Below are 12,054 nucleotides of genomic sequence, written 5' to 3'. Positions count from 1 at the left end.
GCCAGGCGTGGTGACAGGTCGTAAGCTTGAGAAAGAATCGGGTATCGGATGCCTACCATGTCTCTCATCGGCTCACGCCAACGTTCGCTACAGCGCGGCGCCACCCGGCGCCGTCAGCCGCGTCGCCGCTCTCCGGGCGGCTTCGACCGCTGGCTCGACCGCGCGGTGGACGTCGCCGTGATCACGGCTCTGGCGGTGGGGGGCGTGGCGCTGCTCCTGCATCTGCTTCTCTAACCTCGAGGTGAGATGCGTTTCCTGCTTGTCCTGATCGTGCTGATTGCCTTGGCTGCGGCTGCCTGGTGGCAGTTCGAGGAGCGTATTCCTCGCCACTGGCACCCTTGGGCGCCGCTGCACGTCGACGATCCCCTGACCCCGGTGACGAAGTGGAAGCTGCATCGCCTGGCCGAGGATCGCGAAGGCTGTCTGGCGGCGCTGGCAACGGCGCCCGAGGGCGCGCTGCGCATGACGCCGCTCGACGATCACGAGCCGGTGAGCGGCTGTCCGCTGGAAAACGTGGTTCGCGTCCACGGCAGCGAGGTCGAGTTCAACGCCAGCTTCGTGGCGCGCTGCCCGCTGGCGCTGGCCTGGGTCATGTACGAGCGCCAGCGTTTGCAGCCTGCCGCCGAAGCCCACTTCGATGCACGGGTGGTGCGCGTCGAACATTTCGGCAGTTTTGCCTGTCGTAACATCTACGGTCGCGAGGGCGGGCGCCTCAGCGAGCATGCCACCGCGGAGGCGCTCGACGTGGCGGCGTTCCACCTGGCCGATGGGCGACGTATCACGCTGCTCGACCACTGGGGCGACGAGGATGCGCGGGGAGACTTCCTGCGCGATGCGCGTGACGGCGCCTGCGACCTGTTCGGTAACGTGCTGGGGCCGGAGTACAATCGCGCCCATGCCGATCATTTCCACTTCGGCATGCGTGGCTTCCGCCTGTGCCGCTGAAGCCGTCAGGCTCGCACCGCGTCGCCGGCCCCCGTACACTCAGAAGCATCTACCCGCTGGCGCACGAGGCTTATGCTGGGATTTCTGCAGGGATTCGCATACGGGCTGTTCGTCACCTGCCTGCCGTGGTGTCTGGTCGGGCTGGCCAACCCGCGGCTGGCGCTGCCCACCGATAACCCCAATCGTTTCCAGGTGCTGTTTCGCTACTGCCTGCTGGTGCCCTTCATCAGCATGGTGCTGTGGCTGACCTCGCTGTGGGGCGGCTTCGGCCCCAGCCTGGGCGGCTGGCTTGCCGGTCTGGTGGCGGTGGCAGTGGCGCTGCCCGTGGAGCGAGGTTGGCGCCGCTGGCGCAGTCGGCGACATCAGCGGCGCCTGCAGGAGCGGCTCGCGGCCGAGGCCGAGCGCCAACGAGCCGACCGTGAGCGTGCGGCACGGGAAGCGGGTGTGGCCGAACTCGACCCGGCCCGACCGCCGGTGGGGGCCGATGAGCTGACCCTGGCGCTGTGCCGGGCCAAGCAGCAGCTCCTCGACGTCAAGCGTGGCGATCTGGCCAGCCAGGTCGACCGTTTCTACACCCGCTATACCCATGTGATGGAGCTGCTCTCCGCCCGCTTCGACAAGAGCGAACTGGCATTCGAGCGCTCACGCGGTCTGATCACCGAGGTCTGCCTCGGGGCGGTGGACACCTTTACCTCCATGGCGGCCCAGGCGCGGGGGGTGATGGGCCTGGATGACGCATACGTGCGGCGCCGCCTGACCCAGGAGGGCAGCCAGCTCTCCGTCGAAGAACGCATCGCGCTCAAGCGCCGCCTGGAGCTGATCGAGGAGACCGACCGGCGCCTGCGGCGCCTGGTGGCGCGCAACGAGTCGGCGCTGACCCTGCTCGACGATACCGCGGTGGCCCTGGCGCGGGTAGAGACCGGGCGCCCCCAGGCATCGCTTGCCACCGACCGGGCGCTGGAAGAGCTGCGCCGCTTCATCGAGGGCGCGGAGCGCTACAGCCGCAGCGAACGTCGTTGAAAGCCTGGTCAGCTTGCTCGCGCAGCGTCAGGATCGGAATTGCTATGGTAGGGGAAAGGCCTGAATGGGGAAGTACTCATGAAGCAGTCGTCCGAACGCGGCTCGCCGCTCTCGCTGCCGCCGGTGGAGGAGATCGCCAGCGAACTCGAGGAGGTGGCACCCGAACCGAAGGATAGCGAGGAGATCGTCATCGACGACCCCGAGCTGGAGCAACTGGCGAATGCCTTCGTCGACGACGTGCTGTCCAGCGAAGGCGCCGAGTTCGATCGCCAGCGTCGCGCGGTGGACGAGATGGGCCTCGAGCTGCAGCAGCAGGCGGCACATCACAGCGAGATGCTGCAGGCGCCGCTGCGCAAGCTGGCACATCAGGGCGACGAGGGCGGCCCGGTGGCCAAGGCATTGATCGACCTGCGCGGCCACATGCAGGAACTCGACCCGCACCAGCACCGCCTGGCTGCGGGGCCGTTCGACCGGCTGCTGACGCGCATTCCGGGCGCCGGTAGCCGTATTCAACGCTACTTCCGCAAGTTCGAAAATGCCCAGCAGGCGCTGGACGCCATCATCGCCGACCTGGAAGGCGGTCGCGACATGCTGCGCCGTGACAACATCACCCTCAGCGACGACCAGGAGAGCCTGCGCCAGCTGCTCGGTCGGCTACAGCGCCAGATCGACCTGGGCCGCCTGATCGACCGGCGGCTGATACAAGCCCTGGAGCGGCTGGGCGACGAGCACCCTCAGCGAACCTTCATCGAGGAGGAGCTGCTCTTCCCGCTGCGCCAGCGCATCGTCGACCTCCAGCAGCAGCAGGCGGTCAGCCAGCAGGGCGTGCTGGCGCTGGAAGTGATCATCCGCAACAACCGCGAACTGATTCGCGGCGTCGACCGGGCGATTCACGTTACCGTGTCGGCGCTGACGGTGGCGGTAGCGGTGGCGCTGGCGCTGGCCAATCAGCGCCTGGTGCTGGATCGGGTGGAATCACTCAATACCACGACCTCGGAGATGATCGCCGGGACGGCCAAGGCGCTGCGTCAGCAGGGGGTGGAGATCCAGACCAGGGCCGCCTCGGCCCAACTCGACATGCAGGCGCTGGAGCAGGCCTTCGATGACGTGCTGGGTGCCATCGACGACCTGTCGCGCTATCGCCAGGAAGCGTTACCTCAGCTTGATGCCCAGATCGACCGCCTGGCGCAGCTGACGCGCCGGGGCGGGGAGTCGATCGACAGGCTGCAGCGTGGCAACGAGGTCCACTCCCAGGATGCGGAAGGGAAGCAGCTACCACCCAAGGACAAGGGCGGGAGAGAAGGCTAAGGAGAACCGCCCGGCGATCGGGTGCCTGAGCTATCGTCATCCGCTTCGTTGACGTCCTTGGGCGGCGGCTCGTGGCGCTGAGCGTCTCTCAGCGCCTTGCGTAGCAGCTCCCAGGCGTCGTCGAACCCCTGCTGCAGCGAATCCCAGGCCGCCTCGCCGGCGTACTGCAACTCCTCGAGGCGGCGCTGGGTTTCGTCACGGCGCCGCTTGAGGCGCTCGATGTCGTCCTGATAACGGTGCTGCGCCTCGTCGCTGGCCTTGCGTGCGCGGGCGATAAGGGCCTCGATTTCGGCGTTCCATTCGTCCAGTTGGGCCTTCATCTGCTCGATGAACTCGTCGCGTCTGCTCATATGCTTGCTCCGCCTCCGGCTGGGTCTACTCTATCGATTCCTTGCTGCCGGGCCGGTTCCCCGGCGCTGCTCAGGTCTGGACGGCGACCCGGTCACGTCCTTGGCGCTTGGCGCGATAGAGCTGGTGGTCGGCCTCGGCCAGCAGCGCCTCGAAGCCGGCAACGTCGTCCTGTGCTGGGTTGCTGCTGGCCACGCCGAGGCTGGCGGTGACCCGGCCCGCTTCGGTGGCGTGGGCATGGGGAATGTCGAGCGCGCGGATCTCATTCTGGATGCGTTCGGCGACCCGTTGGGCGCCTGCCAGGTCGGTCTCCGGCAGTACGCAGACGAACTCCTCGCCGCCATAGCGTGCGACCAGGTCGGAAGGGCGATGGATCACGCGGGTGAGCGCCTGGGCAACGGCTCGCAGGGTGTCGTCGCCGGCCACGTGGCCGTAATGATCGTTGAACTCCTTGAAATGATCGATATCGATGAAGATTACCGAGATGTCATGATTGGCGCGCTGGGCGCGCTGCCACTCCTGGTTGAGGAAGGCGTCGAAGTGGCGGCGGTTGGCAATGCCGGTCAGGCCATCCATGGTAGAGATCTGCTGCAGCTGGTCGCGCTGGTCGAGTCCGTGTTGAAAGGCCTGCAGCAGCCGGTCGACGCTCTCCACCAGATGTCCCAGCTCATCGTTGCCATGTACCCCCATGACCGGCTTGGACCAGCGTCCGGGTTGGCTGGGATCGGTCTCGGTGATCGCTGCGTGCACCTTGAGCAGGGGGCGGGTGACGAACCAGTGGAAGACCAGTGCCAGCAGCGCCGCAATGGCCAGGGCCTTGGCCACGCCGAGAGCGAAGATCAACTGGCTGCGATCGGTGAAGTCGCGGGTCAGGCTGTCGAGAGAGAGCGTCAACTCCAGCTCGCCTATCGACTTGGGCGCCGTGTCGGAGCCGATCTGATAGACCAGCGGTTTGCGGTAGTGGAGGATATCGGCGAACAGGGCCTGAACCACCCAACTGGAGGTATCGGTGTCGTCGTGCTGACGTGTGGCCATGACACGACCGAAATCGTCGCTGATGGTCACGCTGGCAATCCGTCCGCCGCTGAGCAGGCCTTCGGCCACCTGTGTCGCCAGTTCAGGATTGAGCTGGAAGGCGGCTTCGGCGGCAGTGCCGCGTACCAGATCGATTCGGTACTGCGTTTCGAGAACGATTTCGTGACGCATCGCACGGGCGTCGAGCGCCAGCTCGACGATGCCGGCAATGATGCTGAGCAGCAGTGCAATGGCCAGAGTGAGGCCGGCCTGCTTGGCGGTCAGGCTGCGTCTACCGGCCCGGCGATCCATGCCAGGAACGTATTTCACTAGGGAACCTCCGCTTCGGCATGAATGCGGTCGATGGCGGCCTGCAGCCGCGAGACGAACTGATCGGGAACCGAAGGGTGACAGGCGAGATAGAGATCGACCTCGTTGAAGGTGAACAGAGGGCGCAGTAACAGGTCGGCTTCGGCGGCAAGGTATTCGGCTGCCTGTGCCCCGGTGACCCAGACGTCGATCAGTCCGGCCTGCAGACGAGTGACGTTCTCGCGCTCGGCGCTGGTGACGACGATGGGAATGCCTTGGCTGGCGACATATTGGCCCACTGCGTCCTCGCGAAAGCTGCCGACACGTAGCTCGGACAGGTCCGTCAGCGTGTCGGCTGTGATGTGGGTGTTCTCCAGGGCGAAGGCGGTCCACGTACTGGAAGTCAGCGGCCCGATCCAGGTGAACAGGGATTCGCGCTCTGGAGTACGGGTCGTCGAGTAGACGCAGTGGCGCTCGCGCAGTTGGGCCTCGGTATAGGCGCGAGCCCAGGGCAGCAGGCGGAAGTCGGCCTCGAGTTCGGCGGCGTTCAACGCCGTGCGCAGCAGCTCGGTGGAGGAGCCGATGATCTTGCCCTGCTCGTCCAGGTAGTTGTAGGGGGGATACTCCTCGGTATTGAAGGCGATGGTGCCGCCGAGGATTTCACTCAGCACGCCGCCTTCGCGCAAGTTGTTCAGCGCCGCCTGCATCTTTGCCACCAGCTCGGGATCCGTGTCCGGGTTCAGGGCGTAGTAGAGGTCGGATTCGCTGATGGTCAGGGCCGGGGTGTAGTCAGTGGTCGGCAGGCCTTCTTCGTTCATCAGCCAGAAGGCGACGTCCTCACCATAGGCCCACAGATCGACCCGGCCCCGCTCGAGCATGCGCAGGGCACTGGCACCGGATATCGCTGCATGGATCTGGGTTTCCGGCACCCCGGCTTCCTGCAGGCGCTGGGCGCCGATGTCTTCGCGGATCACCGCAATACGGTAATCGCCGGCGATCACGTCCTCGATATCGTTCAACTGAATGCCGCTGTCGCGGCGAGCGATCAGGGTCACCCTGTCAGTGGCAATCGGCCCCACCCACTGGAACAGCTCCTCGCGCTGCTCGGTGCGGGTGGTGGAGAACAGCACCGTGCCCGGCTCGGAAAGGGCCGTGTCGTAGCCGCGGGCCCAGGGATAGAAGAGCACGTCCTCGCGGGACATGGCGGTACCGGTCTCGGCGAAAATCCGTTCGAGCAGCTCGATGGAAATCCCTTCGAGCCGATCCCCCTGTCGATAATTGTAGGGCGGGTATTCCTCGGTGATGAAGGTCAGCTCCTCCAGGGCAACTGCTGCCGAAAGCGGCAGCAGGGCCAGCATCATCGTCAACCTTTTTCTCATGCGCTAACCCCCCGCCCTGCCAGCTTGTTCTTTTGATTACCGTCTGGTGACGAAAGTCACGCTGTCTTGCGTCGACGTCCAGCAAGGGAGCTGACGCTAATGCCACCGGACAAAGCTGCTTAACCCAGGTTAACAGTGATAATGCCCGCCGGTGCGTGAGAAAGGAAGGACTCCACTCCACGCAAGAAAAGCCGGCCCGAAGCCGGGCCGGCGAAACGTAGCGTGAGTGTTACTGCTCGGGTTCGAGCCGATACAGCGTACCGTTGTCGTCACCGATGAGTGCATACAGATAGCCCTCGGGGCTCTGGCGGATGTCACGCACCGGACCCAGCGGCTCCTCGAGCAGTTCTTCCATCTCTGCCACCTCATCGCCGTTCACCTCGAAGCGATAGATCTGACCGCTCTCCAGGCTGCCCACCAGCAGATTGCCCTGCCACTGCGGGTAGCGCTCGCTGTCGACCACGGCCAGGCCCGCAGGAGAGACGTCCGAGGAGAAGCGATACACGGGCTCGATGACCTCCTCGTCGGTGAACAGCTCACCGCTGGTGATATCGTCGAGCAGGTCCGCGCCGGCGGCTTCCTCGCTGTCGTCGTCCTCCGGCCAGCCATGGTTCTCGCCGCTGCGGATGAGCATGAGCTCGTCATGACCGTTTCCGCGAGCTTCCACGGCCCAGACGTCGCCACGATCGCGGTCCACGGCCAGCCCCAGCACGTGGCGATGGCCCCAGGAGTAGATCTCGGGCAGGTAGCCCACTTCCTCGAAGCGTGGATTGTCCTCGGGCGCCAGGCCCTGAGGGTTGAGCCGCAGGATCGAGCCGGCGTGATCGTTGGTGTCCTGGGCACGTTCGGGCGAGTCGCGATCGCCGACCGACATCAGCAGGGTATCGTCGTCCATCCAGGCCAGGCGTGAGCCGCCATGGGGGCCGGGTTCGGAGCGGCGGTTCTGCTCGAACAGCTCTTCCACTTCGGTCAGTTGGTTCCCTGCCAGGCGCCCGCGGGCCAGCGCCGTGGCGGTGGAGTCGGCATCGCCGCTGGCATAGGTGAAATAGATCCAGCCGGTATCGGAGTAATCGGGCGAGGCGACAATATCCAGCAGCCCGCCCTGGTCGTCGCTCTGAATGCCGGGCAAGTCGTCGATCGTCTGGCGTTCGTCGTTGTAGAAGGTCTGAATCCCTCCGGTGCGTTCGCTGACCAGATAGAGGCCGCCAGGCAAGATAGCAACACCCCAGGGGCGCTCCAGGCCTTCGGCTACCGCCGTCAGTCTCAGCGTCTGATGTTCTGTCTCCAGCGTTGCTTCGTCGGCGCCGGACGCCGTGGCTACCACGGCCAGCGCCAGTAGAGGGGTACCGCTCCAGCGTCCTTTCATGATTCACCTCCGGTCCATGTGTGACCCTCAGTGTAGCGAAAGCCGTTCCAGCGTCATTTCTGCTGCGAATTGCTGGTAGGCTAGCGCTTCGGGAAGGCCCCGCAGTCAGAGGAGAGTGGGATGAGCGTGATACCGGCGGTCGGCAGTGCTGGCGCCAGGCAGCGGGCATCGAAAAAGGAGATCCTGGGCTGGGCGATGTTCGACTTCGCCAACCAGGCCTATACGCTGCTGATCATCACCGTGGTGTTCGGCGAGCTGTTCACTACCGTCATCGTCGGGGACCGCGGCGACGGCTTTCGCCTGGCCAATCTGCTGTGGAGTCTGGCGCTGGCGACGAGCTATCTGCTGGTGGTGATCACCGCACCGCTGTGCGGCGCGGTGATGGACTACCGGGCGGCCAAGAAGCGTTTTCTGTTCATCAGCTACATCGTCACCGTGTTCGCCACGGCGTTGCTCTATTTCGTAGCCCCTGGCTACGTCATGCTGGGCGTACTGCTGATCGTGGTGTCCAACTACGCCTATTCGATGGGCGAGTCGTTCATTGCCGCCTTTCTGCCCGACCTCGGCCCGCCACAGGATCTGGGCAAGATCTCCGGCTTCGGCTGGGCGCTGGGCTACGTCGGAGGTCTGTTCGCGGCAGGCTTCACCCTGGTGGCGCTGGGTGAGGCAAGCGCCGATAACTTCGAGCGTATACGCTGGGTCGGGCCCTTTGCCGCGGCGTTCTTCCTCATTACCGCCATCCCCACCTTTCTGTGGGTGAAGGAGCGCGGCACGCCGCAGCCGCACCGCAAGAGCTATCGCGAAATCGCCTGGGAACGGGTCTCCACCACGCTGCACGAGCTACGGCACTTTCGCGATCTGGGCATCTTCCTGGTGTCGCTGCTGTTTTCCATGGCCGGGGTCTACATCATCATCGCCTTCGCCTTCATCTACGGCGCCCAGGTGATCGGCTGGGACGAGGCGGTGCGCAACATCATGTTCATCATCGTGCAGATCACGGCGGCCGCCGGGGCGCTGGGCTTCGGCTTCATCCAGGATCGCATCGGCACCAAGTTCACCTACCAACTGACCCTGCTGCTGTGGGTGGCGGCGATTCTGGCCATCTGGGCCACGCCGGAGGTCACCGCCTTCCTCAATGCCGCTTTCGGCCTCGACTGGGAGGCCCAGCACCTGTTCCTGTTCGTCGGCTGCCTGGCGGGGCTCTCGCTGGGCTCCAGCCAATCGGCCAGCCGCGCCCTGGTGGGGCTGTTCTCGCCGACGCGCAAGGCCGCGGAGTTCTTCGGCTTCTGGGGGCTGGCCAACAAGCTGGCCGGCGTCTTCGGCATCATCGCACTCGGACTGCTGCAGTCGGTGGTGGGGCTGCAGGCGTCGATTCTGCTGTGTGCGGCGCTGTTCATCGTGGCCATGCTGATCTGCCTGGCGGTCAACCAGGCCCGCGGGGAGCAGGCGGCGGCCGCGTGGGAGGCGCGCAACGGAACCGCTGTAACCGACAGGGAAGCGACCACATGACCCTCGACCCCGTACTGCTGGCGCTGGTCACGTTCACCTTCGTCGTGGCCGGTTTGGTCAAGGGGGTGATCGGGATGGGCATGCCCACGGTGTCGCTGGCGCTGCTCGCGGCCACGGTGGGACTGCCGTCGGCCATGGCGCTGCTGCTGGCCCCCACCATCATCACCAACGTCTGGCAGGCGCTGGTGGGGGGCTACCTGAAGCAGATCGTGTGGCGCCTGTGGCCCTTCCTGCTGGCTTCGGTGGTCACCGTGTGGCTGGGTGTGGCCATTCTGGCCCGGGTCGACGTACGTTGGCTTTCCGGACTGCTCGGGGTGCTGATCGCCTTCTACGCCCTGGCCGGCCTGTTCAACCTCGGCCTGGGCAAGCTGGTCAGCCGCGGCCGGCATGCCGCACCGGTCAACGGGGCGCTGACTGGCCTGCTCACCGGCATGACCGGCTCCTCGGTGTTTCCCGGCGTGGCCTATCTGCAGTCTCTCGGCCTGCCGCGTGACATGCTGATCCAGGCCATGGGAGTGCTGTTCGTGGTCACCACCATGGCGCTGGGACTCTCCATGGGCGGACAGCGTCTGCTCAGCGTGGAGCTGGGCCTGCTCTCGCTGGGGGCGGTGGTGCCGGCTCTGGTGGGCATGCAGCTTGGCCAGCGGCTGCGCCAACGGCTCTCGGAAACCACCTTCCGGCGGGTCTTCCTCAGCGGCCTGCTGGCCATGGGGGGCTATCTGCTGGTGCGCTCCCTGGCGGGCTGATATGCCAGGAAGCGGCCGGCTCACTCGGTGAGTGGCACGGATTTCGCTTGTACTCGGTATCGTGATGGATAGCCAGTCAGGAGAAGCCGATGCCCAGTGATGTCACTGCCCCACGTTTAGATGCTCCTCGTGAACCGATCGCCCGGCCGATACAGGCCGACCTTTCGGGGGAGGTATTCGCCGGCCTGATCAACCTGTCGGGGCGCCGGCGCTTCACGTCTCAGCGTCTGGTGCTCTATGCCGTGCTGGCCGCCCAAGGGCACTCGGAAGCGCTGGATACGGCGCGCGATGCACTAAAATTGTTCCGCGACGCGCACCTTGCCCTTATCGAAGGCAAGAATGGACATCCCGGGGTCTTCTGCGAGGAGTTGCATGAGGCCTATTACGGGGCCTTGGACGGTGATCGCATCATCGCTGAGTTCATGGCTCTGGCCGAACGTGTGCTGAGCGCTCTCGAAGCTGGCGGTGAGGTGCAGATCTGGCTCGATGAGCTGATCCGTTCGGCCACGCCGCTGCTTGCGGTGCTCAACCAGTTGACCCTGATCTACGAGGAACTCTCTCAGCGCCATTCCATGGCCCTGCGGGGCCAGGCGCGTGAGCTGCTCGGCACGATCACCGCCATTGCGCGCCAGGCGCGTATCGTCTCCTTCAATGCGCAGATCGTCGCCTCGAGTGCCGGTCAGGCCGGCCGAGCGTTCTCGGTGATTGCAACCGAGCTGTCCGGGATCACGGGCGAGATCGACAAGTTGGCCCGCGAGGCACTGGGCAATGCCGCGTCCTGAAGCGTCGGCCGGCTGGCCATGGGGGGCTATCTGCTGATGCGGTCGCTACTCGGCTAGGCGGGTAGCGACCGCGTGCTTCACTCGGCCAGGAAGGCGCGGATGCGTTCGCCGGCCTGATCGATGCCGAGTACGCCGTCCAGGTGGCCACGCTTGCCTTCGAGGGTCATCAGCTCCACTTCAGCTCCACCGGTTTCGATAAGCTCGGCGGTCTTGCGTACGCCTTCCGGGGCGAAGACCAGGTCGTTCTCGCTGTAGAGGATCAAGGTGGGCGCCTCTATCCGGGCGAGCCCCTCTTCCAGGCTTTCGCCGTGGCCGGCGATGAACGCCTGGTTGGCCTTGACCAGATAGAGCAGGTGGTTGGCATCGGCCAGTTCGGCACGGGCGGCGGCGATGTCGTCGAGGGTCTGCTCGATGGCGTAGCGCGCGTCTAGCTCACGGGCCGGATCGGCGTCCTCGTCGGCCCAGCTGCGGTCGAAGGTCTCGTTGGCCCACAGCCAGTGGTTGGCGTTCAGCGTCACCAACTTGAGCGCTTCGCGCAGCCCGTCCAGCGGTGGCTCGCCGTCGTAGTAGTCGCCTTCGTTCCAGTTGGCGTCCAGGCGAATGGGGGCAGCCCAGGCGCTCAGGGTCGCCAGCAGCCAGGGGTCGGCAACGCCGCCGCCGATCACCGGGACCAGCCGCTCGACCCGCTCGGGATAGGCGCTGGCCCACTCGTAGGCCTGCAGCGCTCCCATGGAAGGCCCCATCACGGCATGCAGCCGTTCGATGCCCTGGCTCTCGAGCAGGGCCTTCTGTACCTCGACGAAGTCGCGAATGGTGACCAGCGGGAAGTCGGTGCCCCAAGGTTCGCCGGTCTCGGGGTTGGGAGTAGCCGGTCCGGTGGTGGTGACGTTGGGGTCGTGGGCGTTGAGGTTGACCAGGGTGTCCGAGGCGATGATGTAGTACTCGTCGGTATCCAGTGGTTTACCGGGGCCGATGATGGCATCCCAGTAGCCGGGTGCCGCATCGTCTTCGGCGTAGCGGCCTGCGGCATGACTGGTGCCGGAGAAGAAGTGGGTGATCAGGATGACGTTGTCCTTCTCCTCGTTGAGGGTGCCATAGGCCTCCCAGCCGATGCGCACCGGTGCGATGGTGTCGCCGCCGACGGTGGTGTATTCGTCCATCTCGAAGACTTGCTTTTCCACCATTCCGTCCCATGCCGCCAGCGGCATGCTGGCCAGCAGGGCCGTGATCATGGCAGCACCGATCAGCGCCGGGGCGAGGGGGGAATGGCGGCGAGCAATCATGGTCGAATGTTCGATGCGGTCGTGCATGTGGCTATCCTTGTCGTT

General features: G+C 65.4%; 12 protein-coding genes. 7 read left to right on the top strand and 5 right to left on the bottom strand.

The window, feature by feature from the left end:
* Positions 1-57: 57 nt before the first annotated feature.
* The 4 genes from HOP59_RS18840 to HOP59_RS18825 all read left to right on the top strand — a co-directional run bounded on the left by HOP59_RS18840 (position 58) and on the right by HOP59_RS18825 (position 3,273).
* Positions 58-234: a hypothetical protein gene (locus HOP59_RS18840; protein ID WP_162832593.1), complete on the top strand. Its 177-nt coding sequence runs from the start codon at positions 58-60 to the stop codon at positions 232-234.
* A 12-nt stretch (positions 235-246) separates the two neighbouring features.
* On the top strand, positions 247-945 hold the full coding sequence (locus HOP59_RS18835) for an extensin-like domain-containing protein (RefSeq protein ID WP_234254990.1): 699 nt from the start codon (positions 247-249) through the stop codon (positions 943-945).
* A 72-nt stretch (positions 946-1,017) separates the two neighbouring features.
* On the top strand, positions 1,018-1,965 hold the full coding sequence (locus HOP59_RS18830; RefSeq protein ID WP_234254988.1) for a cobyrinic acid a,c-diamide synthase: 948 nt from the start codon (positions 1,018-1,020) through the stop codon (positions 1,963-1,965).
* Positions 1,966-2,043: 78 nt separating this feature from the next.
* Complete coding sequence (locus HOP59_RS18825) at positions 2,044-3,273, top strand: toxic anion resistance protein (protein ID WP_010627656.1); 1,230 nt, start codon at positions 2,044-2,046, stop codon at positions 3,271-3,273.
* Here the strand turns inward: HOP59_RS18825 and HOP59_RS18820 are convergent.
* From HOP59_RS18820 to HOP59_RS18805, 4 genes are all read right to left on the bottom strand, one after another.
* Positions 3,270-3,623: a sll1863 family stress response protein gene (locus HOP59_RS18820; RefSeq protein ID WP_010627657.1), complete on the bottom strand. Its 354-nt coding sequence runs from the start codon at positions 3,621-3,623 to the stop codon at positions 3,270-3,272. The genes HOP59_RS18825 and HOP59_RS18820 overlap by 4 nt on opposite strands.
* Before the next feature lie 70 nt (positions 3,624-3,693).
* Positions 3,694-4,965, bottom strand: a complete 1,272-nt coding sequence (locus HOP59_RS18815; RefSeq protein WP_234254986.1) for a GGDEF domain-containing protein — start codon at positions 4,963-4,965, stop codon at positions 3,694-3,696.
* Entirely contained in the window at positions 4,965-6,305 is a 1,341-nt protein-coding gene (locus HOP59_RS18810; RefSeq protein WP_234255210.1) for a substrate-binding periplasmic protein, read from the bottom strand. Before HOP59_RS18810 ends, HOP59_RS18815 begins: the two co-directional genes overlap by 1 nt.
* A 247-nt stretch (positions 6,306-6,552) precedes the next feature.
* Positions 6,553-7,689, bottom strand: a complete 1,137-nt coding sequence (locus tag HOP59_RS18805) for a PQQ-dependent sugar dehydrogenase (RefSeq protein WP_234254984.1) — start codon at positions 7,687-7,689, stop codon at positions 6,553-6,555.
* 120 nt (positions 7,690-7,809) lie between these two features.
* Here HOP59_RS18805 and HOP59_RS18800 point away from each other — a divergent pair, with 120 nt between their 5' ends.
* The 3 genes from HOP59_RS18800 (at position 7,810) to HOP59_RS18790 (ending at position 10,726) form a co-directional block, all read left to right on the top strand.
* Complete coding sequence (locus HOP59_RS18800) at positions 7,810-9,198, top strand: MFS transporter (protein ID WP_234254982.1); 1,389 nt, start codon at positions 7,810-7,812, stop codon at positions 9,196-9,198.
* Positions 9,195-9,944, top strand: a complete 750-nt coding sequence (locus HOP59_RS18795) for a sulfite exporter TauE/SafE family protein (protein ID WP_234254980.1) — start codon at positions 9,195-9,197, stop codon at positions 9,942-9,944. The genes HOP59_RS18800 and HOP59_RS18795 overlap by 4 nt, the downstream gene beginning before the upstream one ends.
* Before the next feature lie 89 nt (positions 9,945-10,033).
* Positions 10,034-10,726, top strand: coding sequence for a type IV pili methyl-accepting chemotaxis transducer N-terminal domain-containing protein (locus tag HOP59_RS18790; RefSeq protein WP_234254978.1), 693 nt, complete (start codon positions 10,034-10,036; stop codon positions 10,724-10,726).
* Positions 10,727-10,803: 77 nt separating this feature from the next.
* Here HOP59_RS18790 and HOP59_RS18785 read toward each other — a convergent pair whose 3' ends face one another.
* A complete protein-coding gene (locus HOP59_RS18785; RefSeq protein ID WP_234254975.1) occupies positions 10,804-12,036 on the bottom strand; it encodes an E22 family MetX-like putative esterase in 1,233 nt (410 codons plus the stop codon).
* Positions 12,037-12,054: the final 18 nt, after the last annotated feature.

Source organism: Billgrantia aerodenitrificans, assembly GCF_021404405.1.
Lineage (GTDB): Bacteria > Pseudomonadota > Gammaproteobacteria > Pseudomonadales > Halomonadaceae > Halomonas > Halomonas aerodenitrificans.
The sequence above is the reverse complement of the archived record's forward strand: the minus strand, read 5'-3'. Positions and strand labels throughout refer to the sequence as shown.